Raw genomic sequence first — 23261 nt, forward strand, 5'->3', positions numbered from 1 at the left:
CGGCACAGTCACCCGTCACACCAAAGCCCGGATGATTTAGGTTGAGGAAATACGTACTGTTGACCCTCCTGGCACGGAAAATTGAACTCGTCACACCTGGCACACAACCGCGCAGGCTCGGCGACCGGATGAGTCAAAAGCAACGACTCAGTCCAAATCTTCTTCAATCGCAGCCTGATGCGCTCATCATCCTTCCGTTGATCGGCTAGACGACCTGCCCGTATGGCTTCGATTTCAGCCTCGCGTTCCTTATTAACAGCACGCTGTTTAACCTGGTCACTGGAGTTGGTAAGTCCAAGTTGACCGGCTACCTCTTCAACCGTGGTTGGGAAGTCCCAGCCTTTCAGCCACATGAGCAGCTTGAAGCCGTCATGGAATGAACCGCAGGTGTTGCACATCCCTCCCCCAGTTTCGAGGAAGTCTTTTTTGAACAGCTTGAAGCCATCACCTTTTGTACCACCGCTGTGAACGGGGCACGCAACGTGACGACCGAGCTTTGTGAATGCGCCTTCAGGAATTTCTGGGGCCAGCCTCGAAAGAACCGAGTCCCATTGTCCAAAAGCAGCTTTTTTTACAACGCTAGCGTCAAAGTTCTTCATGGTAATCCTCCAGTCAAAAACCCCAGCTTCGGGGCTTCCTAAAACCCCCGAGATAGGGGCTTGAGGAAGCCCCGAAGCCGGAGTAGGAAACTGAAGGGACCTCACCCGCAGGGGGAGAGAGTCCCCCCAGGGGTTATGCAGCCTTTAGCGTTACACGCCGTTGTTTGTTGAAATCAGATCGAGCCTGTTGAATATCGTACTCACCGACGAGGCGCATCGCAGCCAATACGACACGCTGGCGCTGAATATGCGTGCGGCATTGCCCAAGGCGATGTTCCTGGCCTTTACCGGTACGCCGCTGATTGCCGGCGAAGAGCGCACCAAAGAAATCTTCGGCGACTACGTTTCTATCTATGATTTTCAGCAGTCCATCGAAGACGGCGCCACCGTGCCGCTGTTCTACGAGAACCGCACGCCAGAATTGCAGCTTATTAATCCGGACTTGAACGAGGACATCTATCAACTGATCGAAGATGCCGAACTCGACCCAGACCAAGAAGCCAAGCTGGAGCGCGAGCTGGGCCGGCAATATCATCTGATCACCCGTGATGATCGGCTGGACACTGTGGCGGCCGACATCGTGCGGCACTTCCTGGGCCGTGGCTTCGTCGGTAAGGCCATGGTGGTGTGCATCGATAAAGCCACTGCGCTGCGCATGTACGACAAGGTCAAGCAGCACTGGGCTGCTGAAAGCGCACAGGTGCAGAAAGAGCTGGGTGAACTCGCATACCAAGCACATAGCGGTGGAATGACCTCGGATCAGGCAAGACGCGATTTACGCGCAGCCGAACTGAAACAACGCTTAGAGGTACTGATCACCACAGACATGGCCCTGATTGTTTCACCAGGGCAAAATGAAATTCAGCAAATGCAGAGCTTAGGGCTGGATATCGAACCGCATCGCAAACGAATGTACGAGTCGAATCCGGGCTTGGATGAGAAGTTCAAGGACACCGAAGACCCGCTGCGCATCGCCTTCGTTTGTGCCATGTGGCTGACCGGCTTCGACGCACCAAGCTGCTCGACGATCTACCTCGATAAGCCGATGCGTAACCATTCGTTGATGCAGACCATTGCGCGAGCTAACCGTGTTTTCCCTGGTAAGCACAGCGGCGTCATCGTTGATTACGCCAACGTATTCGCCTCCCTGGAAAAGGCGTTGGCCATCTACGGCGCGGGCAAAAATGGCAAGAAGCCGGTCAAAGACAAGCAGCAGCTGGTTGAAGACTTGCGTAAGACTGTGGCTGAAGCGACCACATTCTGCGCCGCTCATGGTGTGATATTGGATGAGATCGAGGCTACACCCGTTGGTGGCTTGGAGCGCTTGCAGTGCATCGCTGACGCAATGAACGAACTGATCTCGCCTGATTCATTGCGCCGTGACTTCTTTGCGCATGAAAGGCTGGTCAGCACGCTGTACCAGGCAGTCAAACCTGATCCGTCTGCGCTGGAGTTTGCCAGTCGTGTTGCCTGCATATCGACGCTGGCTGATTGTATCCGCACCAGTCTGAGCCCGAATCCGCCTGACATTTCGCTGGTAATTAATAACATCAACAGTTTGCTGGATGACTCCATCACCGGGCATGCCATCCGCGAGGAAGGGCCACCAGCGCTGGATCTATCAAAGATAAACTTCGAAGCATTGGCCAAGCGCTTCAAAGAAGCCAAGCACAAGAACACCGACCTTGAGCAACTCAAGGCGGCGATTCGCGCCAAGCTTGAAAAAATGATTCAGCTGAATCGAACTCGTGCCGACTTTGCCGAGAAATTTGAAGCGCTGATTGAGAGCTACAACGCTGGCAGTCGCAGTATTGAAGAGCTTTATCAGGAGCTGCTAGACCTAAGTAACAACTTGAATCAGGAGCAGGAGCGGCATGTCCGCGAGAACGTGACTGAGGAAGAACTGGTCATCTTCGACATCCTCACTCGTCCTGCCCCAAACCTCAGCCCGGAAGAGCGTACTGCGGTCAAAAAAGCCGCCCGCGAACTGCTGGCCCGCCTCAAGGAGTTGCTCGTCATCAACTGGCGACAGAAGTCCACAGCACGTTCACAATTAAAGTTAGCCATCGAAGACACTCTGGACCTCGGTCTGCCTCGTGCCTATACACCTGAACTCTACAACCTGAAATGCTCAGCCCCTCGGCAACGATGTAGTGGTCGATCAAGCGGGGAATGTGGGCGTACTCCCGTGCCCAGCGCCGCTTGTCCATGCGCGAGCGCTCTGCCAGAACGCGGAAGAAGAAACTGAACAGCTTGTATAAATCCTCTGCGGTCACCGCGTAGTGCTTGCAGTGCAGGCAGTTCATGAAGTTCATGCAAGTCGCGCCCTCGCGCTTCGGGGCGTACTGGCCGTTCACCGGGTCGGTGCAGCGGCCCATGGGGGTGTCCCAGTAGGTCGCACCGATGGTCCGAGTCAGCAACTCCTGCACCAGTACCTCTCCCATGAACTGCCAATTGCGACGGGAATTCTCGTCGGGTGCCAAGTAGCTTTGGCCGGTCACCTGAGGGGTATTACCGAGGGCTGCAGCGGTGGTTGCCACATCGCCATCGGTCAGCTCGAAGATGCGGTTGGCGAAGGTCTTGCGCAGGCGCGAGATGTTGATGCGCAGCGGCTCGCTACTACCACTGCCTCTACTGGTTTCGATCGGGAGACTGACGGTGTTTTTGGCGATGCCTCGGTTCCTGACCAGGTGATTGCCGTGACCTTGCCTGATGGCTCGGTCGGTTCTTGGCTAATCTCGCAAAACCTCACCTGCCGCTGGGGTGAAATCAACGATTACAGAGCCGACAAAAAACCTTTGAAACCGTTGATCGACAACCCTCAGCTGTTTGAGAGCCTGCAAAATCAGATGTGGGAGGAGTCGACATTTATCGTTCGTAAGGATGGCCAGTACGGGGTCCTTTTCGAGCGCGAATACGCCACGCAGCATTCAGAAGTCAATAACATTGACCCTGATAGTCCCCGCTACGAAGAGGAGCTTGCCTCCTACGACACCGAGGCTTCTGCACATTCCTTTCTGCTCAAGGCCGTCGAAAAATTGGCTGCCGAGTTCCCGAATGTTCAGTTTTGTCTTCCCCCAAAGGAAGAGATGATTGAAGAACGCTTGGGGCTGTGGGCATCCATGATGCTCGCCAAGCAGACCTGTCTGCTGAGCTTGCAGCCTTTGGTTGTAAATCACTCATCTCCGCAGGTGCAAAGCCTCAGGACATGTCAGCCTTAGCTGGGCTGGTCTATGTTGGGAACGATGAAACGAAGCAGTGTCTCGTGGCAGCTCTTAGCTACTGGAAAGAGCAGGGTATGTGCGAGCCGACTGAACGGTCTGATGAGGTCCATGACCTTGCCACCGCCGGCGGCGAAGTAACTTCTGCTTCCGAAGAGGATGTGGAGGCCCTGATCGCACAGCTCAACAACATCCCGACTCCGCTCGACTTCCATCAACAGATGGCGGGAGCGCTGATGGGCATTGATGCAGATGCTCCGATCGTAGTTGTTGAAATAAAGGGTGGAGCCTTGTGCGGTGTTCGCACGTCGATGCCGATGGATGTAGTGACGGTTGGCGGCTTTCAGAATGCTGGGCGCTTTCAGCATGGTACAGGTCAACAATCTTCTGCCAGTCCTCGACCAGGCCTGCCCAGGCTGGACCGTACTTGGCCATCTCGCCCATACGCGGCACCCAGGCAGGAAACAGCGCCAGCAGGCGCACACAGCGCCCCAGGTCGCTCGGGTCGTGCGGTGCATCAACGTCTTCATAGTGCTCACCAAGCATGTGAGCCAAGATGGAAGTACTCGATGTGCCCGTGTCCTCGGAAAGCAGCCAGGCGATTGCGCGTTGTTCATCAGTTTTCATAGGGCGTTCCTGTTAGGCGAGAAGTTGCTTCAGCCACTGGCCAGCGATGTTTTCTAGTTTTGCCCTGGCCATCTCAGCCGAGGGCAGTCCGGTCATTTCCAGAGTTGAGCCATGGAGCGTGCACTTGGCCTCAAACGTTCCATCTGGACAGCCACGAATGCCGCCGGCCAGGTTTGATCCAATGCGCAGTTCTTGTGAGCCTTCAGCTGGGCCTGCTGTCCAGCGAAGCGATACTGCATCGAGCAGGTGCGCACGTTCGCCGGTAAGGGCGACCACCTTCAATTCCAGTTTTTTGATTTTTTCGGCGTTTTTTTTGTACGCCTGATAGGCGTGCCACGACTGGCCTTTGCTGGCGCTGGTGCGGATTGCCGCAACGTCATCGCTTGAAAGGGTTGTCAGTGGGTGCTCGGGGGTCAGCAGCATCAAGCGGGAGTCCCAGTCGAAACCGGCCTGCATGCTCACGATGCGCGAGACAGGGGTGCCGCCTATAGATCCAGGGCGAAACACGCGTACAGCGAGCGAAAGAGGCGCTACGGCCATGCGGGGGCCGTTGATGTGCTCTGTCAGAAGGTGCAATGCATCTTCTACGGTGAGAGGGGGTGTTTCAGGGGTGCTGGTCATGTGAGCACGGCCACCTGTTCAAGTAATCAATACGAGTCAGGTGAGTCTGTCACGACCTATCAGGATGCAAGGCCCAGTTCGGCCCATTTTCGGGGGATAAACAGACCACGGCCACCGGTGGTGACCATGGATCAGAAGTCGCTGAAAGAGGACATGCTGTAAGAGTCATCGATCATGCAGGCGCTGTTCGGATCAGAAAAAGACGAATAAATGTCGTCGGTCGGCATAGCGTTATACACCAGTGGAGCGCCAGGGTTTTCAGTGCTGCACATATTGCCAAGGGCGTCGAAAAAGATGCTTGCGAATAGATTAAACATGGTGTGTTTCCTCTGTAGTAAATGGCCTTCAGGCCCCGTAATTTCTATACTTCTAGTATCTCGCACTTCCTCAAACTGCAACCTCGAAAAGCTGTATTTAGACGTGTTTATGGGGTTAAATTATGGCTCTTTTTGTGGGCCTTATTGCCCTGTTAAGCGCCTGCTTGCATATTTGCAAGTCCGGGTAATCATCCAGGCCTACAAACCTGGTAGGGAATGCTTTGTGGATAGCTATCTGAACGAGTCCGGTAATTTTGACGTTAAGCTTTGGGCGGCTTGGGCTGAAAAGCGCGGTTATCTGCCTTGGCAAATGACGTTGGCTGAGTACAGCGCTTTCCTTGATCGCGACCGCAAGCCGCTGGCGCAGCAGACGGGGCATGTCAGCTTGCAGGGGATTGCCCTTGCTGAGCAGGAACGCCTGTCCATGAAGCGGATGCAGCTGGAGAACCACAAGCGGGACGTTAAGCAGGCGTTTACGGCTGGCAAGTCCGTACGGGCCGAGGTTCTCGCCGAATACGACCTGGGCGGGGCTGTGCCGGTGCCCTACATCGCTGCCGGCATTGCTCAGGCCGGCGTTTCTCAACAAAATTCGTGTGGTAAGGGGCTATGAATTCTGACGCTTTAGACGCGATTGTGCAGAACCTGAGTCCAAAACTGATAGCCAGCCTTGGCACCAAACCAGACACTGTTCTGGCGGCAGAGTTCGAGGTAAGCGTTAAGATCGTCAAATTGGCACGTAAGACGAAAAACATTCCCAGAACCACCTACACCCAAGGTCTCCTGAATAACCCAGAGTTCATGAGTCTCGTTGGCAAAGCACCTGACACAAGTCTTGATATCAAATTCAACTGTCCCGGTGGAACAGTGCTAAGAACTCGAACAATTCTTGGTCTCCCGGCTTTTGTACAGGAGCCTACCCAAGAGTTAATAGACGCCTTGGGTACGATGCCTGATAGTGATATCGCATCTAAATTAGGATTCGCACTAAGCTTTGTACAGAACGTGCGCAGGAGACTGAGTATACCAGCGGGAAACCATACAAACCTATTGGCTTCAAATGAAGAATTTCTGTCTTCACTAGGTGAATTAAGTGATGAGGAAGTTGCCTTTAAATTTCGCTGCAGTAGTAACTTTGTCGCGAAGAGACGAAGAATCTTGTCCATCCCCTCGAAGCATAATCACTCAGTTTCTGTGGGGGCGGCTTGGCAGGCCAAGTATTTGCAAGAAGTGATTCCTCTACTGGGCACAATGCCAGACGCGGAGTTGGCACGCCTTTATGGAGGGCTAACCTCGCGCTATCGGCATTTGCGTCTAAAGGAGGGAATCCAGGCATTCCAGCCAGAGCCTGACGTGGCAGCTGTTAAAGCGCCTAAGCAGGTGCCGCAGCCCAAAGCCGAGCGAAAGTTATCGCGGCGCAGCCGAACTAAGCCAACCTATACCCTGCCAGATGGAGTCATTGAGCTTCTGGGCACTATGAACGACCGGCTGCTTAGTGAAGAGACTGGCGCACCATACGAACACATTCGGCATTACCGTGCCTGGCTCAAAATTCCTCCAGCCCGTAGCAAAGTATTCATTCCTCAGGAGCTAATTGACAGTCTTGGAAAAATGAAGGATGAGGATGTTGCTGAAAAATTTGGCCGCCCTCACATTTGGGTCAGAAAAGAACGAAACAAGCGGGGTATCCCCCCTTTTTATCTCTATTCAATACCAGGAGTAGTTGAATCCCTGGGGAAGATGACCGACTTCGAAGTTGCATCGAAATACGATGTGTCGCTCGGCTGGGTAAGGCGAGCCCGACAACAACGTGGTATTCCGTGTTTTAAACCAAAGAAGGGCGCTAAGTTGTCTGAGTAAGACACCGATTCAGTGCTTGGCTTGCATAACCCAGGGCCCGTGAGACGCTGCTCTTTATCGAATAGCGAGTACTTCGGAAATGAAAACAGCATTGCCGTTTAAGCGAAAGCCAGGGTTAGGTCATTACAATGCATCTCGTGCGGACTGGTACGCCGCATATCGGGAAGCGCGAGTGGCCATTAAAGCTGGTCACAAGCCTGACCATACGCTCTTCGGGGTGCGCTGGAAAACGCAGTTGATTGTCGCAAATGAACGAGATGGTCAAGGCGATCTGCTTCGGTTCGATGCACCTACCAAGCTGTACATGCATCGCCTAACTGATGAATTTCTCAGTAATAGCCGCGCAGGTAAGGAAGCTTCACTATGACCATCGACGATCTTTTCAAGGGCATTGGGCTCGAAATCGTAGACGGCAACGGCCGAGCCCGGGCACTCCTCCAAATTGGTCATGAAATCACTGCGACCGACGGGAAGGGGGCCAATTACGTCATCGCCATCAAAAATGGCCAGTTGTCCTGCACCGCTGTCGAGAAGGGCCAGTGCCCGGCCCCGCCAATGTTGATTGTTCGCCCAGCGCAAGATTGATTTGAGGATAAGCAAGGTGCCAACAGGCCTTGCCATCTTCAGCCAAAACTAAAAAAAGACTCCCAAATACTGATGGTGATCTTCTTCGTCATTTTGGCCAAGGCGGCAGTGTCCTCGATGGCGGTAAGCCAACTGGCCCGATCCAGGTTCTTGGTCAGCCGGTCTTCGAGGTGGTTTTCAGAGAGCCATTCAGCAAGTTCCTCGGTTGTAGCCCGTGCAGGACTCACCGGGATGTCCATCGCGAAGAGTCTGTAGTGGGTAGCCTCGTGATCTGCCCAGCAGGGTATGTAACTGGAGCGCTGTCAAGGACCAGTTCTACACCGCCAGAGCAGCACCAGCACCTGTGGGATGAAAATAAAGTGTCATCCATAATAATAAAGTGTCATCCATTAAAATAAAGTTTCATCCAAAACCGGCATGCGCTATGTTGAAATCATCGATGCGGATGCTGGTTTGCTTATGGCTGGGACATTTAAGGGCCTGACTCAGGCCCAAATCGACAAAAGGTTCAAGGAAGGTCGTGGCCAAGGCCAGGGGGCAGACTACAAACCGTTCATCTACACCAGGGATGTGTCCTCGCTGGGGCGCTCCCATCGCCTGCTCGGCAGCAAATCTCGCCGTCTGCACCATTTCCTCTCTGATCTTGAGCTGGCAATTTTCCTGACTCTGGACTGGTCTCCCCGTGTCACCGATATCCGGGAGCAATTTCCGATGATGGTCGTGGACACTGTTCGAATCGCCGAGGAGTTCGGTCTTGCTCATGGTCGCTACCAAGGCATTCCACAAGTGCTGACCAGTGACTTCCTTGTGGATTTCGATGACAAACAACGGCCGACAGTTGCGATTCAGGCCAAGTACAGCGCCGACCTGCAGAAGCCTGAAGTCATCGAGAGACTTGAGTTAGAGCGGCGCTATTGGCTCGAGAAAGGAATTCCTTGGGTCATCGTTACGGAACGAGAGGTGCCAAAGGAAGCAATTGCCAATATTCAATGGCTCTACCCTGCCCAATCAGAAGACGATATTTCTGCGGATGAACTTGAGCACTACCGGCAACTGTTCCTGTATGAATTTCGGCGTGATCCTGATCGGAGGCTGACGGCCATTGCTCAAGGACTGGATGTGTCTGGCGAACTGGAGCCGGGCCAGGCGCTTTATTGGCTTCGCCAATTGCTGGCCAGGCACTGTTTTCTGTTCGACATTGGTAAACCTTACCGGGAACTCAGTACGAAAGACCTTGTAGTCAATCCTCACTACGAGTTGCAGGAGCTGAGCAGTGCTGCCCGTTAACCAGGTTTTTAGCATGGGGGAGTTGCGCAAGCGCCTGATTTGGTCTGATGCCGCGATGGCCGTCTGGATCGATATTGATTCGGACACGGCTTTGCCCGAACCGATAAAGGTTGTAGAGCTGGAACGTCTGCTGATGGACGGGGAGCTAGTGTGTATTGTTGACCCATTCGAGGAGGCGGTTCTGCGGGAGGTGGAAGAAGGCTCTCTTGATCAGCAGAAGCGCGATGCTGCCTGGGAAATGCTTGCGGATGTCGCTCAAAACCCTGGGTTGTTCATTCGCAAATCAAGAGGACAAATCCTCATAGGCATCATGGAACGCCATGGTGTTACTAAGCAGACGGCATACAGGCTGTTGAGGCGCTATTGGCAGCGGGGTATGTGCAGGAACGCCCTATTGCCGGACTACGTCAATTCGGGCGCGCTCGGAAAACGACGAAAACCAAGCCAAGCCAAGCTGGGCAGACCCAGGGTTGTGAGAGAGGGGCGGGGGAGCAACGTCACACCGGACGTGGAACGTATTTTCCGTCGAGTCATCGATGAGCGCTTACTAAAGCAAAAACATCCGTCCATCCCAGACGCTTACGCATCCGGGTTGAATCTGCTCCATGCAGTCCTACCGATGCGGTCTGTCGCCGAGCTGCCGACTTTGGAGCAGTTCCGCTACTTCTACAAACGTGAATACCACTTCACGGAAACGTTACCAAACAGGATGTCCGCCGTTGATTTCGCCAAGGACATCCGTCCGATCACAAGTACATCGACGGCCGAAGTTCTGGGCCCTGGGTACCGCTATCAGATCGACGCTACCGTAGCTGACATCTATCTGATTTCAGAGCAGGATCGCAGCCGCATCGTCGGTAGGCCCGTCGTGTATATGGTGATCGACGTGTTCAGCCGTATGGTTGTTGGCATGTACGTCGGTTTCGAGGGACCTTCCTGGGTCAGTGCAATGGTGGCTTTGGCCAACACGGTCACCGACAAGGTCGAGTACTGCCGCCAGTATGGCGTGGATATCGATGTTGGCGATTGGCCGGTTAAGGGCTTGCCGGATGCGTTTCTGGCCGACAAGGGCGAACTAAACGGCACCAAGGTCGAAGCATTTTCCAAAGCATTCGGTGTTCGTATCGAGAATGCGCCGGCCAGGCGCGGGGATGCCAAGGGTATCGTCGAGCGCTATTTCCGGACGGTACAGGAGAATTTCAAGCCCTATGCCAGCGGCGTGGTCGGAGATACCACAAGTCGGAAAAGAGGTGGCCACGACTACAGGCTCGATGCCAGTCTGACGCTAGGCGAGTTCACTCGAATCATCATCGCAGGCGTACTCTGGCATAACAACTTTCATACGCTGGGCAAGTACGACAGAGCTGCTGGTATGCCGGGCGGTCTGCCGGCTATACCTACCATGCTGTGGAGTTGGGGGCTGGCCAACCTAACTGGTCGGTTGCGCACTGCACCTGAAGATCTGGTCCGGATCAACCTTTTACCTCATGATCAGGCCACGGTTTCGGAGCTGGGAATCAGGCTGTTCGGCTGCTTCTACACCTGTCAGGAAGCAATCAAGGAGGGTTGGTTTCACCGAGGCCAGGGGCGTAGGCCGACAGGGGTAACGGTCGCATACGATCCGCGTAGCGCCGACCACATCTATCTGCGGCCATCTAATAGCCTCAAGGACTACTGGATTTGCGATCTTGCTGACCGTAGTCGACGTTTCAGGGGGATGACCTTCTGGGATGTCTGGCTGTTGTCCAGAGAGGAACGTCGTAGCGATGCCAACGCGGCGGCGGAGGCCTTAATGGAGAGAGGCAAGCTTCTGGAGCGGATCGAGTCCATCGTTGCCCAGGCAGAGGATGCTAGTCCGGTCAAAACGGGTATGACCAAGAAGGATCTTGGAACCCAGATCCGTGAGAACAAGCAGCAGGAAAAGCGTCAGGAACGCCGGAAAACGGCATTCAAACCGGCGAAAGTGCAGCAAGAAATACCTGCCGAAGTTATCCCGCTGCGAGGCGAAAAGCAGGAAGACTATGCCTTCCCAGATCTCAGTGACCTGATATTCAAGGAGGAAGGCGATGACTGAAGAAATCCGGCGCGGAGTTATCCCCCCGGCTCGTTACCATGAGCAGCAGCTTCCCGAATATCAGGAAAATCCACTCATCAGCGCATTGCCCCCGATACCTGATCTGCAGGAGGTGGTCGGCTTGTTGCAGAAGCTTCCCAGTTTCGAGCCGCAGGAGGTACTCCTGGATGGTAGGCTCAGGGCTCATGCAATCGCCCGGCTGTTGCACGGCTTCTTCCAGCCGCTCAGCCACCACTTGGAGCTGGAGAGCAAGATCAGCCTGATGATCCGTCAGGGCTACATCGGTCGGAATCCTGCCTGCGGCGCTTGGTATGCTCACTTGCAGAATGGCTATCGCCGGATCGAGGAGGAGAATCTGGATGCGGTGGTTTACCAGAGTGTCTCCTCCACGGCCAACAGCTTGTCGCTATTCGGCTGCTCAGGTTGCGGGAAAACGCGCACTCTTGAGCGGATTCTGGGCATGTACCCCCAGGCTCTACATCACCCAGATTACAACATCACCCAGCTGGTCTACCTGAAGGTCGACTGTCCCATCGACGGTGACCTGGATGAGTTGTGCCTGAGTTTCTTCAACGAGGTAGACAAGATTCTTGGTACAACCTATAGCCGCAGCCATGGTCGCAAGAAACTGGGCACCAAGCGCCTGATGGCATCCATGTGCCAGGTGGCCAACCTGCACGCGCTTGGTGTGCTGATCATCGACGAGGTTCAGAACCTCAACGAGGCCCGCTCCGGTGGTGCCGAGAAAATGCACAATTTCTTCGTGTCGCTAGTGAATACCATCGGTGTTCCGATCATTCAGGTCGGGACCCACCGAGCCAGTAAGTTCTTTCAGCGCACATTCCGAGCCGCGCGTCGAGTCTCCGGGTTGGGCAGCATTCGCTGGGACAGGTTGCCTCGGGATGAGCACTGGAAGCGCCTTTTGAAGCGGCTCTGGAAGTACCAGTGGCTGCGAAATGCGGCGCCGCTGGACGACGAGTTGGAATCGACTATGTACGACCTCACACAGGGGGTTATGGACATTGTCATCAAGCTGTTCGCGTTGGCGCAGATCCGGGCGATAGTGACTAGCGTCGAATGCATCAAGCCACTGTTGCTACGCAAGGTTTTCGAGGACGAGTTCAAACCGGTCCAGCCCATGCTGGCTGCCTTACGGAGCGGTAGACCCGAACTGATCGCCAAATATGACGACCTGCTGATGCCTGAGATCGAGGGACGGTTGCTGACATTGACGCGCTCTCTGGATAACGTCGCCCAACCGAAACCGCCGACACCTTCGGCTGATGACAAGGCGAAGCGACTGGCCGCCCTGCTCGAAGAGATGGATATCCCTATGGATATCGCTATTCCCATGGCTGACGAATTGTTGGCAAAGAATCCGGGTATCCCGATGGCGGCCCTGATACATAAGGCCACGGCCTACCTCGTGCAGGATATCCCCAAAAAGCCCAGTATTTCCAGGTTAAAGCGGACAGAGTGGGGATGCCTATCCGAGGAGGATCTGCGCAGGCGTTATGCTGACGGGTCTGAGAGTGAGGTCTACGACAGATTTAAACAGGCCGGCCTGATCCTCGATCTGCGGCTTTTATTGAAGGCGAGCTGACATATATTTCCCCAGGCTTTATCCGGACGAGCTGCTCTACAGTGGCATTGCTCGGTGCAGGGTACATCTGGGGATAGGTAGTCATAAAACGCTGCTGCACATGCTTTTTGGTGACAGTAAGGTAGCCGCTATAACCGACCTGCCCACGCATCTGACCGCTCTGGCGAACAATACTGGGCTGGATACGGCGAACGTGATAATGCATCACACACTATTTCCGCTCTATGCCCCCTTCATTCCACAGGCTCGTCGTACTGACCTTTTCCAGGCCATGCTCGCTGCTGATCGGTCGACCATCGGTCTTGCAGGGGCTTCGACGGCCTTGGTCAAGTGGCCCGAGTGGCTGCGTTACTGCCCTGTCTGTTTCGAGGACATGGCCGCCTGTTTCGGTGAGCCCTACTGGCGGCGTAGCTGGCAGATGCAAGGAATAGACGTTTGTCCCGAGCATGCCTGTCAGCTCTTGGATTCACCCATTCCGTTCCGTCGAGCGCAGCGACACGAGTTTCACCCAGCTTCTCCACTGTTTTTGTCCCGTAATGTTCGCGCTAGACTCGCAAGCGAAGAGGCAATCAGGCTCGCCAAGGCAGCTACGCAACTTCTGGCGCTCGAAGAGGCGCAATCGACTGGTTACGGGCACTGGACTAACCTGTACCGGTACTTGGCAGAAGAGTGCGGTGCCAGGCGCGGCCGACAGGTCAGAGCCGAGGTCTTATGGGATAAGATCCTAGCATCTCACCATAGGGATTGGCTTGTTGCGAACGGTTTGCTAGCAACCGGGGAGCCTCCGCCCTGGCTTTTGGCGATGTTCAGGAAGCATCGCAAGGGATTTAGTGCGCTGCAGCATCTTATCATTTGGACAAGCCTGCGCCCCGGCCAGCATGCTAGCGATCTGATCGGCGAGGCGAAGACTCGCCAGGTCGATCTTTCCATCGAACATTCAATGCAGCTGCTCTCCGACGTGTTTGAGCAAAAGCAGCTGTACCGAGCTGTTTGGCTGCAGGCACTGGATAGGAACGCTGGAGCCAAGGCAGCTAGACAACACGGAGGGGAGGCATGTTATGCCTGGCTCTATCGTCATGACCGAAGTTGGTTGATGGCTGCGAACCAGGCAAGGCAGCGTCGACAGGGTAACAACAGGCACATAGACTGGCTAGCACGCGACAGGAAGTTGGTGCGCCTGCTGATTCGGATTGGCAGAAACAGCGAAGAAAATCTGAGTCTTCCACGCAGGAGCCGCAACTGGTTCCTGCAGCAGTTACCCCACCGGGCATCAGTCGAGCACCATCTTGATCAACTGCCTACGTGCCGTACCTTCCTGGATCGTTATGCCGAATCCGTCGGCGAGTATCAGATCCGTCGCCTGACTGTAGCCGTACAGGAGGATGTAATGGATGGTATGCCCATGCCGTCTAGGCGCTGGAAGCTAGAAAAGCGTTGTGGGTTGGAAAAAAGCAGGGAGGCACCGCTGACTACTGAGTTCATTCGATTGATAGGAAGATGGATTGAATAGGACCTTATTCCGTCAGATTCAGACCGGATCTAAGCTGCGGGCTATTGGAAATTTCTACAGAGCACCCTCTCCGGAGGCTCGGTGGTGCATGGCGGCACTGTTTGAGTGCGATGGCCAGCCGCAGTTCAAGCAGCTCCCATTGGAAATGTCCTGTGTCCTCGCGACTGGTCGCGAGTTTCTTGGGGCAGACGGGGTTCCTTTCCGCTCCAGTGGTTTCAAGAAAACGGTGGTGCTGCCTGCAATAGATACCTGGCGGGAAAAACATTTGGGCGAGTGTCCACGTCTGGCCAGAAGGCTGGCAGCAAATCCTGAGATATCTGCACAGCGATGCTTTGTATTCGAGGTTAATGGCCTGACAGTCTGGCTACCGAAATTTGAGCTTGCGCGAAAACTATACTTTCACGCGGCTTTTATAGTCCGTGCAGCCTTTGTACCGAATGGCCTAGACATGGCCTTCACGATCTATAACGAGGGCGATGTTGTTCATATTCATACGCCCCCTAAGACAGGCGCGCCAAGTAGGCTCCTCAAAGTCAAGGCGTACAGAGACTATTTAAGTTGGCTGCTGCTGACTCAGGATGTGAAGCGATCCTTCGAGTCAATCTGGAAAAGCCTCAACCAAGCGCAAGAGCAGGTATCACAAAAATCGGCTTATGCCAGATGGCAGTTCGACTTCCAGGCACCTCCTTCTATCGCGGGTACCATGATGGATGTGCGAGGCCCCTTTGATCCAGAAAGCAAAGAGTTGCTGGTCTGGGAGATCGAAACGCTCCAGGGACTACAGTTTAGCCATCGTGGAGAAATTTTCTTCCATCACCCTGCTCTCAAGTTACCAGTTAGGGGAGAGAACTCCGGCTGCGGAACTGTGCCATCGGGGGCTGACGAAGTTGAGGTGGATGCTGAAGAAGATCCCACTGCCGCGAAGGAGCCGAGTTTGATTCATTTGCCTGTGGAGGGAATCAAATTTGATGCTCAGATGAATACGATGATTGCCTTCAACGGGGAGCATGCCAGCGGTCATGGCAAGGAGGTCAATGATGAGCAATCTCCGGGCAAAGAAAGCAAACTCCTCGGTGTTGCTGATCCCGTGAGCGACGGCAGCACAGCTCCAGGGGAGTTCCAGAAACTGGGAGAGATAGAGGACAAGGACAAGGACGAAGACAAGGACGAAGACAAGGACGAAGACAAGGACGAAGACAAGGACGAAGACAAGGAGCATGATCGGTTTGTTGGTCGCTTCTCGCTTCTCCGTGAAATCATTGAGCAGATCCCCCACGAGTCCGATATTGCGCTGGTATCACTGTATGTGAAGCCACTGCCTCCTGTTCCGCGCTGCAGCTACCATATGTTTGATCACGAAAAGCCACGCTGCTATTTGATGGCAATGTTCAAGCTGAAAAACGGTAATCAACGCTACCTTCTAGAAATAGATACCTCAGACAATCGTAAGACCATGTCAACGCGAGTCATGGGCTTCAAAGCAGATGTTGAGGTAGAAAAATGCATAGGCCGGATCTTGAAAAATACAGTGAAGGGCTCGTTGCGCTGGCCAAGCAATATGGCGGACTTCTGTGAGCCTTTGCACTCCGTACATCACCCGAAAGAAAGCCAATCCAGCACCAACCATGCCAGGGTGAACGACTGGAAGCAGCGTATACGTGATGTCCTGAAGTGATCGCAGAACTCTGCTAGAAGGCATCTCAAGCTGATCAAACCTGGTAAAGGTACTTCTGAAACCCACAAACGCTTTTCGTATGCTATCGGACGTCTCAGATCAGCGAATGCATACGCAATCGCGTGTTGTATTTGAGCTAATGGCCCCAGCTTAACTTCGTCGAGCTCATCCACGTCGGCGCTGAGCAAGTACGAAATTCAAAAAGCCTGCAGCTTGGTATCCGTCCGGCCAATACACCTTCCTGACCCCGACACCATTTCTAGCCTTTTACCCGAGGCAGGAACCGTATGCGGTAGTTCCGCACTTACGGATCTGTGCGGGGAATGGCAGGTAACTGCCATCCCTACCGCAACCTCCCTATTAATGTACATGACAACCTTAAGTTAATAGCTGGACCAGACCTGTCTCATGCCGCTTAGAACTGCGCGGCGCCGAGCAGATACAGGCTCTCGCTGCCGGCCTTGACCGAGGCGCTCAGCGAGTGGATGCGCGGCAGCAGGCGGGCGAAGTAGAAACGCGCTGTGCCCAGCTTGCTGGCGTAGAACTCGTCCTGGTCTACCTTGCCCAGCGCAGCACGGGCCATCAACGCCCACATATAGGCGTAGGCGGTGTAGCCGAACACCTGCAGGTACTCCACCGAGGCGGCGCCGATCTCGTTGGGGTTGCCCTTGGCGCGGTCCAGCACCCAGGCGGTCAGCTCGTCGAGGTTGGCCACCGCGGCGGCCAGCGGCTGGGTGAACTCGGCCAGCGAGGCATCGGCGTCGGCGACGAAGGTCTTGATCTCGTCGGCCAGGTGCCGGTAGAAGCTGCCGCCGCTGCCGACGATCTTGCGCCCCATCAGGTCCAGCGATTGGATGCCGTTGGTGCCTTCGTAGATCTGGGTGATGCGGCAGTCGCGGATCAGCTGTTCCTGGCCCCACTCACGGATAAAGCCGTGGCCGCCAAAGATCTGCTGGCCGTGCACGGTGGTTTCCAGCGCCATGTCGGTGAGGAAGGCCTTAGCCACCGGGGTGAGCAGGGCGACCAGATCTTCGGCGCGCTTGCGGGTGGTGGCGTCTTCGCTGTACTTGGCGGTATCCAGCTGCATGGCCACGTAGCTGGAGAAGGCGCGACCGCCCTCGTTCAGCGCTTTCATGGTCAGCAGCATGCGACGCACATCCGGATGCACGATGATCGGGTCGGCGGCTTTGTCCTTGGCTACCGGGCCGGTTGGCGCACGGCTCTGGATGCGGTCACGAGCGTATTCCACAGCGTTCTGGTAGCTGCGCTCACCCAGGGACAGGCCTTGAATGCCGACGCCCAGGCGCTCGTAGTTCATCATGGTGAACATGGCGGCGAGGCCCTTGTTCGGTGCATCGACGATCCAGCCGGTGGCGCCGTCGAAGTTCATCACGCAGGTGGCCGAGGCCTTGATGCCCATCTTGTGTTCGATCGATCCGCAGGACAGCGCGTTTTTCTCGCCCAGCGAACCGTCGGCATTGACCATGACTTTCGGCACCAGGAACAGCGAGATGCCTTTCGGGCCAGCCGGTGCGTCCGGCAGTTTGGCCAGCACCAGATGGATAATGTTCTCGGTCAGGTCGTGCTCGCCGCCGGTGATGAAGATCTTGGTGCCGCTGACCTTGTAGCTGCCGTCGGCCTGCGGCTCGGCGCGGGTTCTGATGATGCCAAGGTCGGTACCGGCGTGGGGCTCGGTCAGGCACATGGAGCCGGCCCAGACGCCGGCGTACATGTTCGGCAGGTACTGCTGCTTCAGCTCTTCGCTGGCGTGGTTGAGGATCGACAGGCAGGCACCGGCGGTCAGCATCGGGTACAGTCCGAAGGACAGGTTGGCCGAGTTGACCATCTCCTCGACCTGGGCCGAGATTACCTTGGGCATGCCCATGCCGCCGAAGCGCGGGTCGCCGCCGACGCCACCCCAGCCGCCCTCGGCAAAAGTCTTGTAGGCCTCGGGAAAGCCGGCCGGCGTGCGCACTGCGCCGTCGTGCCAGCTGCAGCCTTCCTCGTCGCCGCTGCGGTTGAGCGGGGCGATCATCTCGGCGGCGACCTTGCCGGATTCCTCGAGGATGGCGTTGGCGGTGTCTTCGTCCACCACTTCGGCCAGGGCCGGCAGTTCGGCCCACAGCTTGGAGACCTCAAACACTTCGTTGAGCACGAAACGCATATCGCGTAGGGGAGCTTGGTAATCAGACATGCTTGAGTCACTCAGGTAATGCGAGGGCATGGAACATGCCCCGGTTAATAGAAGGGTCAGCCGCGCAGGCTGGCCCCGGGAAAGCGCAACGGCACTACGGTTGCGCCATCTGCAGCCGCGCTCGGCTGCTTGAGAACGCCGGCCAGGGAACCGAGGACGATCGCGCAGATCACCTCCTGCCGCTGCGCCCGGCTCAAACCGGATTGATCCAGCCAGGCCGGCAGGTTGTTCAGCCAGGCGACGACCGCCTGCACGGTGGCCTTGAGCACCGGCAGCGGGCCGCTGGCGCCGGCCTCCAGCAGGCGCGCCAGGAGCTTTTCCTCATAACGCCCGCGCATCTGCCGGATCTGGCCCTGGTGCTGCGGCGAGAGACAGCGATACTCCCGCTCGGCCATCAGGAAATGCAGACCACGGTGCTCGTGCAGTGCGATATGGGCCCGCAACAAGGCCTGCAGGCGGCCGTGCACGGCGTCCTTGTCGCTGAGCAGGGCCGCCTCGAGCAGGTCTTCATAGAGCTCCTCGATCAGCTCAAACAGCAGTTGCTCCTTGCTCTCGAAATGGTGGTACACCGAACCGGCGCCTATCCCCAGATGGAGGGCCAGCTCACGCATGCCCACCTCGGCAAAGCCCCGCTCGGCGAACAGTTCCAGCGCCTTGCCGCGGATCTGCTCGAGTCGCGAGAGCGCTGCCCCTGACTCGTCAGGGTACGATCGCTTGGTATTCATGCCGACATGCCTCCCGGAAAACGCCAGCGCTGGCCCATGGTCAGCCATAGCGATAGAAGCCATGGCCACTCTTGCGCCCGAGGCGACCGGCTGCCACCAGTTCCTTGAGCAGGGAGGGCGGGCGATATTTGGGGTCGCCGAAGCCCTGCTGGAAGGACTCCAGAATCGCCAGCAGGGTATCCAAACCGATCAGGTCGGCCAGCGCCAGCGGCCCCATGGGCTGACCACAGCCCAGCTTCATGCAGGTGTCGATGTCCTCGGCACTGGCCAGGCCCTCCTGCAGGGTGAAGATGGCCTCGTTGAGCATCGGCACCAGGATGCGGTTGACCACGAAACCCGGACGGTTGCCGGCGCTGATCGCGGTCTTGCCGATGCGCTCGGCAAACGCTAGGGTGCGGGCATGGCACGCCTCGGCGGTTGCCAGCCCACGAACCACTTCCACCAGGCTCATCAGCGGTACCGGGTTGAAGAAATGCAGGCCGATAAAGCGCTCGGGATGACTGACAATGGCCGCTAGCTGACTGATCGACAGCGACGAGGTATTGCTGGCGATGATGGCCTCGGCAGCGACCTGCTCACTGATCTGCTTGAGAATGCGCAGCTTCAGCTCCAGGTTCTCGGTGGCCGCTTCGATCACCAGGCTGGCGCTGGCTAGGCTGGTATAGTCGGTGCTGGTGCCGATGCGCACCAGCGCCTCGGCGCGCTGCTGCTCGCTCAGCATGCCCTTCTCCACCTGCCGGCCGAGACCGCTGGCGATGGTCGCCATGGCCTTGGCCAGGGCGGCCTCGGAAATGTCGACCAGGGCGACGGACAGACCTGCAAGGGCACACACCTGGGCAATACCGCTGCCCATGATGCCGCCACCGATGACGCCGATACGTTCGTCGCTCATGGTCCTGCTCTCCTGCCTGCTCAAACGCGCTCGAAGATCGCGGCGATACCCTGGCCACCGCCGATGCACATGGTCGCCAGGGCATAGCGGCCCTGGGTGCGCTGCAGCTCGTGGATGGCCTTGGTGACGATGATCGCCCCGGTGGCGCCGACCGGATGGCCGAGGGAGATGCCCGAACCATTCGGGTTGACCTTAGCCGGGTCGAAGTCCAGCTCGCGGGCCACGGCGCAGGCCTGGGCCGCGAAGGCTTCGTTGGACTCGATCACATCTAGGTCGGCGACCTTCAGGCCGGCCCGCTGCAGGGCCAGACGGGTGGCCGGGATCGGCCCCAGGCCCATCAGCTCGGGCTCGACGCCGGCATGCGCGTAGCTGACCAGGCGGGCCAGCGGGCGCAGGTTGTCGGCCTGCACCGCCGCGCCTGTGGCCAGCACTACCGCCGCCGCGCCGTCGTTGAGTCCCGAGGCGTTGCCGGCGGTGACCGTGCCGCCCTGCTTGAACGCGGTGCGCATGCCCGCCAGTTGGACGAGCGAGGTCTCACCGCGCACATGCTCGTCGACCTCGAACAGCTGGGTGCCTTTGCGGCTCTTGATCTCGACCGGCACGATCTGGCCGGCGAAGCGTCCTTCGGCAATCGCCCGCGCCGCCCGCTGTTGGCTTACCAGTGCCAGGGCATCCTGGTCTGCGCGGCTGATGCCCAGGCGCTCGGCGATGTTCTCGGCGGTGATGCCCATGTGCATGCGCTGGAACGGATCATGGAGGATGCCGAGCATGTAGTCGACGGCCTGCATGTCGCCCATGCGGCCACCCCAGCGCGCCCCCGGCAGCAGGTACGGGCCGCGGCTCATGGACTCGGCGCCGGCACCGATGGCGATATCGCATTCGCCCAGCAGCAGGCTCTGCGCCGCCGAGACGATGGCCTGCAGGCCGGAACCGCAGAGGCGATTGACGTTGAACGCCGGGACTTCCTTGGGGATACCGGCATTCATCGCGGCCACCCGGGAAATGTAGGCATCGCGCGTCTCGGTAGGAATGACATTGCCCATCACCACATGCCCGACCCGTTCGGCGGCGCAACCGCTACGCTGCAGGGCGGCGCTGACCGCGGTCGTGGCCAATTCGCAGGGTGGGGTATCCTTGAGCGTGCCGCCGAAGGAGCCGATTGCGGTTCTGACGGCGCTGACGATATAGACTTCGGGGTTAGGCATGGGAGACTCCGGTGGCAGTGAGATGCGGCTGTTTGCCGAGCGGCGCGACCGTGATGGCACGCGCACCACTCAAGCCTGGATTAGTATAGAAAAGGCGATTGGCCCCGGCCTATGCCGAAAATGACCGATTTGACTGATGCTTTTTGCCACTCCTGGCAACTGACCGCAGCGAGCGAGCGTTATGCGAGAGAAGGACTCGGTGGCCGTGTATTTCGTCCGGGCCGCCCTCTACGGACTGCGCAACAATCCGCAGCGCCGGGCGCAACTGCTGTGCCAGGCAGGCATTGCCGAAGAGCTTCTGGACGACCCTAGGGGCCGGGTCGCGGCCTTGCAGCTGGCCAAACTGTGGCTGGCCATAGCCGAGGAACTGAACGACGAGTTCCTCGGCTATGACTCGCACGGCATGCCGCTGGGCAGCTTTGCCCTGATCTGCCGCGGCCTGATCCAGGCGGACAACGTTGGCCAGGCTCTGCGCCAGTGCCTGAGCGGCCTGGGCCTGTTCTTGCGGGATATCCGCGGCAGCCTGTCGGTACGTGGCGACCGCGCGGTGATCAGCCTGCACAATCGCCAACCAGACCCGCTGGCGCGCGGCGTCACCGAGGAAATCTACCTGACCGTGGTGCTTGGCCTGCTGTGCTGGCTGGCGGGGCGGCGCATTCCAATCGACCGCTCGCAGTTCGCCCACCCTCGACCGTCGCATGGCGACGACCATCTGTTTTGGGGGCCGAACCTGACATTCGAGGCCGCCCAAAGCGAAATCGAATTCGCCGCCAGCTATCTCGACCTGCCGGTGGTGCAGGACCTGGCCTCGCTGAAAACCTTCCTCGGCACCTCACCGCAATGGCTGATCGTACGCTTCAGCAACCGCCAGGGGCTCAGTGCCCAGGTATACAAAGAGTTGCGCAACTGCAGTTACGAGCACTGGCCCACCCTGGCCGACATGGGCGAACAGCGCGCCCTGAGCATCGCCAGCTTCCGCCGCCAGTTGCAGCGCGAGGGTTTCTCCTTCCAGGAACTCAAGGACGAGGTGCGCCGCGCCATCGCCTTCGAGTGCCTGCGCAACAGCGACCTGAGCATCACGGCGATTGCCGAGAAGGCCGGCTTCCGTGAGGCCAGCGCGTTTCACCGGGCGTTCAAGCAATGGACCGGCGAAAGCCCCGGTCAATACCGGATGAAATGGCGTAGCAGCGGATAATCACGCCCTTGGGCTATACCTTCTGCGCGTCGACAAACTCGCGTCGAGCATGCGTCCAGCAGACCAGGTGTTTGATGCCTCTTGAATGACCACGGCGTTGTAACCGGCGTAGTTGTCGGTACTCATGTAGCCGCAGTAGCCGTCGAGCAGGCGCAAGGGCTCCTCCTGCGCTCGGCTGGCGGTGTTGTCGAAAAGGACCACCGGTTTGTCGGGTGGTGGCCCACCGCTTTGTACTTAAATCCAGGACTGCGCGCTGGAATCGTATCCCGGTTCATGCTGCACCTACAGGCATGTTTCGTCGCAGTGCAATAGCGGTTACTTCAGCAGCGTGTCGCGCATTAGATTGAGCAGCGGTTACAGTTGCTCGCCACGTTGGATCACCCAGCGCCCCAGGGGCTGGCGTGGGATGTCGACGCCGTGGTGGCTGAGCATCTTCTCGAAGCGGTACAGCGGGATGCCGTTGGCGTACTTGGCGGTCAGTAGTATCGCCAGCACGCTGGGGCTGGCCAGGCTCTTCTCGATCAGTTGCGGCGGGTCGGCGCTGCTTCGCAGACGTAGGTCTTACGGATGTGGCGGAGACAGCGGCTTGCGCTTGCCTCGACGCTTGGCCGGTGTAACGACTTCTTCGGCTTCGCTTGACGCGGCTGCGGGCTCTTCGAGCAGCTCTCTTCTGCCATAATGGCCAGCTGCGGCGAGTTGGCGTCTTTTGGGCTGCGCTCGGACTTTGTGGGCAGCAGGGCGACCTGTTCTCGGAGTCGTGCCACCTTCCCGTGCGCCAACAGCAGCACAGTCCGGTGGCCTTGTCACTCACATCGGGCTTGGTCTTGAAACGCTCGGCTTCAAGACGCCTGGGCTACAGGCAGAAACCATTGCGCTCCCAGGACAGGATCTTGACCTGGCTGCGAGAGTGGTTGTATTAAAAGCCTCTGTTACCGCTCGGTGGCGCCGCCACCCAAGAGGTTCTAGTACATCCGCACCATATTAGCGAAGCTGTTGCTTGGCGCCCCCTCCATCAGGTGCGTATCAGCGCGCGGCCGGAGCTGCACTTGATCGAGCGAGTTGGATGCGAGCTTT

The 23261-nt window shown here is 57.3% G+C and carries 20 protein-coding genes and 2 pseudogenes; 11 read left to right on the forward strand and 11 right to left on the reverse strand.

Features of this window, described 5'->3' with window-relative positions; all coding sequences use genetic code 11:
* Positions 1 to 8: 8 nt before the first annotated feature.
* Positions 9 to 599 (reverse strand): primase-helicase zinc-binding domain-containing protein, encoded by a 591-nt coding sequence (locus B2U07_RS15690; RefSeq protein WP_296277312.1) that lies wholly within the window; start codon positions 597 to 599, stop codon positions 9 to 11.
* A 187-nt stretch (positions 600 to 786) separates the two neighbouring features.
* On the opposite strand from B2U07_RS15690, the gene B2U07_RS15695 reads away from it, so the two are divergent.
* Complete coding sequence (locus B2U07_RS15695; protein WP_296277313.1) at positions 787 to 2847, forward strand: type I restriction endonuclease subunit R; 2061 nt, start codon at positions 787 to 789, stop codon at positions 2845 to 2847.
* On the opposite strand, the pseudogene B2U07_RS15700 reads toward B2U07_RS15695, so the two are convergent.
* The 4 genes and pseudogenes from B2U07_RS15700 to B2U07_RS15715 all read right to left on the reverse strand — a co-directional run.
* Positions 2732 to 3214 (reverse strand): annotated as a pseudogene (locus B2U07_RS15700) (hypothetical protein); the annotation flags it as partial. The gene B2U07_RS15695 and the pseudogene B2U07_RS15700 overlap by 116 nt on opposite strands.
* 602 nt (positions 3215 to 3816) lie before the next feature.
* Positions 3817 to 4188 (reverse strand): hypothetical protein, encoded by a 372-nt coding sequence (locus B2U07_RS15705; RefSeq protein ID WP_296277314.1) that lies wholly within the window; start codon positions 4186 to 4188, stop codon positions 3817 to 3819.
* Between the two features lie 271 nt (positions 4189 to 4459).
* Entirely contained in the window at positions 4460 to 5068 is a 609-nt protein-coding gene (locus tag B2U07_RS15710) for a hypothetical protein (RefSeq protein WP_296277315.1), read from the reverse strand.
* A 131-nt stretch (positions 5069 to 5199) separates the two neighbouring features.
* Entirely contained in the window at positions 5200 to 5385 is a 186-nt protein-coding gene (locus B2U07_RS15715; protein ID WP_296277316.1) for a hypothetical protein, read from the reverse strand.
* Between the two features lie 223 nt (positions 5386 to 5608).
* Between B2U07_RS15715 and B2U07_RS15720 the strand changes: the two genes are divergently transcribed.
* From B2U07_RS15720 to B2U07_RS15735, 4 genes are all read left to right on the forward strand, one after another.
* Positions 5609 to 5995 carry a hypothetical protein gene (locus B2U07_RS15720; protein WP_296277317.1) on the forward strand — a complete coding sequence of 129 codons (387 nt, stop codon included), beginning with the start codon at positions 5609 to 5611 and terminating at the stop codon, positions 5993 to 5995.
* Positions 5992 to 7242, forward strand: a complete 1251-nt coding sequence (locus B2U07_RS15725) for a hypothetical protein (protein WP_296277318.1) — start codon at positions 5992 to 5994, stop codon at positions 7240 to 7242. Before B2U07_RS15720 ends, B2U07_RS15725 begins: the two co-directional genes overlap by 4 nt.
* Positions 7243 to 7321: 79 nt before the next feature.
* Positions 7322 to 7609, forward strand: a complete 288-nt coding sequence (locus B2U07_RS15730) for a hypothetical protein (RefSeq protein WP_296277319.1) — start codon at positions 7322 to 7324, stop codon at positions 7607 to 7609.
* Positions 7606 to 7827, forward strand: coding sequence for a hypothetical protein (locus B2U07_RS15735; protein WP_296277320.1), 222 nt, complete (start codon positions 7606 to 7608; stop codon positions 7825 to 7827). Before B2U07_RS15730 ends, B2U07_RS15735 begins: the two co-directional genes overlap by 4 nt.
* 38 nt (positions 7828 to 7865) lie before the next feature.
* On the opposite strand, the gene B2U07_RS15740 is transcribed toward B2U07_RS15735, so the two are convergent.
* A complete protein-coding gene (locus B2U07_RS15740; protein ID WP_296277321.1) occupies positions 7866 to 8066 on the reverse strand; it encodes a hypothetical protein in 201 nt (66 codons plus the stop codon).
* Positions 8067 to 8286: 220 nt separating this feature from the next.
* Here B2U07_RS15740 and B2U07_RS15745 point away from each other — a divergent pair, with 220 nt between their 5' ends.
* The 5 genes from B2U07_RS15745 to B2U07_RS15765 are packed head-to-tail and all read left to right on the forward strand — an operon-like array spanning position 8287 to position 15976.
* Complete coding sequence (locus tag B2U07_RS15745) at positions 8287 to 9114, forward strand: TnsA endonuclease C-terminal domain-containing protein (RefSeq protein ID WP_349681761.1); 828 nt, start codon at positions 8287 to 8289, stop codon at positions 9112 to 9114.
* 13 nt (positions 9115 to 9127) lie between these two features.
* Complete coding sequence (locus B2U07_RS15750) at positions 9128 to 11188, forward strand: Mu transposase C-terminal domain-containing protein (RefSeq protein WP_349681762.1); 2061 nt, start codon at positions 9128 to 9130, stop codon at positions 11186 to 11188.
* Positions 11181 to 12791: an ATP-binding protein gene (locus B2U07_RS15755; RefSeq protein ID WP_296277324.1), complete on the forward strand. Its 1611-nt coding sequence runs from the start codon at positions 11181 to 11183 to the stop codon at positions 12789 to 12791. Before B2U07_RS15750 ends, B2U07_RS15755 begins: the two co-directional genes overlap by 8 nt.
* A 1-nt stretch (position 12792) precedes the next feature.
* Positions 12793 to 14301 (forward strand): TnsD family Tn7-like transposition protein, encoded by a 1509-nt coding sequence (locus B2U07_RS15760; RefSeq protein WP_296277629.1) that lies wholly within the window; start codon positions 12793 to 12795, stop codon positions 14299 to 14301.
* A complete protein-coding gene (locus B2U07_RS15765) occupies positions 14294 to 15976 on the forward strand; it encodes a Tn7-like element transposition protein TnsE (RefSeq protein ID WP_349681759.1) in 1683 nt (560 codons plus the stop codon). The genes B2U07_RS15760 and B2U07_RS15765 overlap by 8 nt, the downstream gene beginning before the upstream one ends.
* 415 nt (positions 15977 to 16391) lie before the next feature.
* On the opposite strand, the gene B2U07_RS15770 is transcribed toward B2U07_RS15765, so the two are convergent.
* From B2U07_RS15770 to B2U07_RS15785, 4 genes are read right to left on the reverse strand one after another with little or no spacing between them, the layout of a single operon-like run.
* The gene (locus B2U07_RS15770; protein WP_296277326.1) at positions 16392 to 18170 is read right to left on the reverse strand and encodes an acyl-CoA dehydrogenase C-terminal domain-containing protein; all 1779 of its coding nucleotides are present in this window, start codon (positions 18168 to 18170) and stop codon (positions 16392 to 16394) included.
* Positions 18171 to 18226: 56 nt separating this feature from the next.
* Complete coding sequence (locus B2U07_RS15775) at positions 18227 to 18895, reverse strand: TetR/AcrR family transcriptional regulator (RefSeq protein WP_203477129.1); 669 nt, start codon at positions 18893 to 18895, stop codon at positions 18227 to 18229.
* Positions 18896 to 18935: 40 nt separating this feature from the next.
* Positions 18936 to 19787 carry a 3-hydroxybutyryl-CoA dehydrogenase gene (locus tag B2U07_RS15780; protein ID WP_203477131.1) on the reverse strand — a complete coding sequence of 284 codons (852 nt, stop codon included), beginning with the start codon at positions 19785 to 19787 and terminating at the stop codon, positions 18936 to 18938.
* Between the two features lie 20 nt (positions 19788 to 19807).
* Positions 19808 to 20992 (reverse strand): acetyl-CoA C-acyltransferase family protein, encoded by a 1185-nt coding sequence (locus tag B2U07_RS15785; protein ID WP_203477484.1) that lies wholly within the window; start codon positions 20990 to 20992, stop codon positions 19808 to 19810.
* A 181-nt stretch (positions 20993 to 21173) separates the two neighbouring features.
* Between B2U07_RS15785 and B2U07_RS15790 the strand changes: the two genes are divergently transcribed.
* Positions 21174 to 22187, forward strand: a complete 1014-nt coding sequence (locus B2U07_RS15790; RefSeq protein ID WP_203477133.1) for an AraC family transcriptional regulator — start codon at positions 21174 to 21176, stop codon at positions 22185 to 22187.
* 16 nt (positions 22188 to 22203) lie between these two features.
* Here B2U07_RS15790 and B2U07_RS15795 read toward each other — a convergent pair.
* Positions 22204 to 22975, reverse strand: a pseudogene (locus B2U07_RS15795) (IS66 family transposase); the annotation flags it as partial.
* Positions 22976 to 23261 lie beyond the last annotated feature (286 nt).

This window comes from Pseudomonas sp. UBA7530, from assembly GCF_002479365.1.
Classification (GTDB): Bacteria; Pseudomonadota; Gammaproteobacteria; order Pseudomonadales; family Pseudomonadaceae; genus Aquipseudomonas.

What these genes read in the sequence shown, in the direction of transcription:
- B2U07_RS15790 (WP_203477133.1), top strand. Translation starts at nt 21,174, where the DNA reads ATGCGAGAGAAGGACTCGGTGGCCGTGTATTTCGTCCGGGCCGCCCTC.
- B2U07_RS15740 (WP_296277321.1), bottom strand. Translation starts at nt 8,066, where the DNA reads ATGGACATCCCGGTGAGTCCTGCACGGGCTACAACCGAGGAACTTGCT.
- B2U07_RS15710 (WP_296277315.1), bottom strand. Translation starts at nt 5,068, where the DNA reads ATGACCAGCACCCCTGAAACACCCCCTCTCACCGTAGAAGATGCATTG.
- B2U07_RS15705 (WP_296277314.1), bottom strand. Translation starts at nt 4,188, where the DNA reads ATGCTGAAAGCGCCCAGCATTCTGAAAGCCGCCAACCGTCACTACATC.
- B2U07_RS15770 (WP_296277326.1), bottom strand. Translation starts at nt 18,170, where the DNA reads ATGTCTGATTACCAAGCTCCCCTACGCGATATGCGTTTCGTGCTCAAC.
- B2U07_RS15775 (WP_203477129.1), bottom strand. Translation starts at nt 18,895, where the DNA reads ATGAATACCAAGCGATCGTACCCTGACGAGTCAGGGGCAGCGCTCTCG.
- B2U07_RS15725 (WP_296277318.1), top strand. Translation starts at nt 5,992, where the DNA reads ATGAATTCTGACGCTTTAGACGCGATTGTGCAGAACCTGAGTCCAAAA.
- B2U07_RS15745 (WP_349681761.1), top strand. Translation starts at nt 8,287, where the DNA reads ATGGCTGGGACATTTAAGGGCCTGACTCAGGCCCAAATCGACAAAAGG.
- B2U07_RS15755 (WP_296277324.1), top strand. Translation starts at nt 11,181, where the DNA reads ATGACTGAAGAAATCCGGCGCGGAGTTATCCCCCCGGCTCGTTACCAT.
- B2U07_RS15780 (WP_203477131.1), bottom strand. Translation starts at nt 19,787, where the DNA reads ATGAGCGACGAACGTATCGGCGTCATCGGTGGCGGCATCATGGGCAGC.
- B2U07_RS15690 (WP_296277312.1), bottom strand. Translation starts at nt 599, where the DNA reads ATGAAGAACTTTGACGCTAGCGTTGTAAAAAAAGCTGCTTTTGGACAA.
- B2U07_RS15730 (WP_296277319.1), top strand. Translation starts at nt 7,322, where the DNA reads ATGAAAACAGCATTGCCGTTTAAGCGAAAGCCAGGGTTAGGTCATTAC.
- B2U07_RS15750 (WP_349681762.1), top strand. Translation starts at nt 9,128, where the DNA reads ATGGGGGAGTTGCGCAAGCGCCTGATTTGGTCTGATGCCGCGATGGCC.
- B2U07_RS15715 (WP_296277316.1), bottom strand. Translation starts at nt 5,385, where the DNA reads ATGTTTAATCTATTCGCAAGCATCTTTTTCGACGCCCTTGGCAATATG.
- B2U07_RS15785 (WP_203477484.1), bottom strand. Translation starts at nt 20,992, where the DNA reads ATGCCTAACCCCGAAGTCTATATCGTCAGCGCCGTCAGAACCGCAATC.
- B2U07_RS15735 (WP_296277320.1), top strand. Translation starts at nt 7,606, where the DNA reads ATGACCATCGACGATCTTTTCAAGGGCATTGGGCTCGAAATCGTAGAC.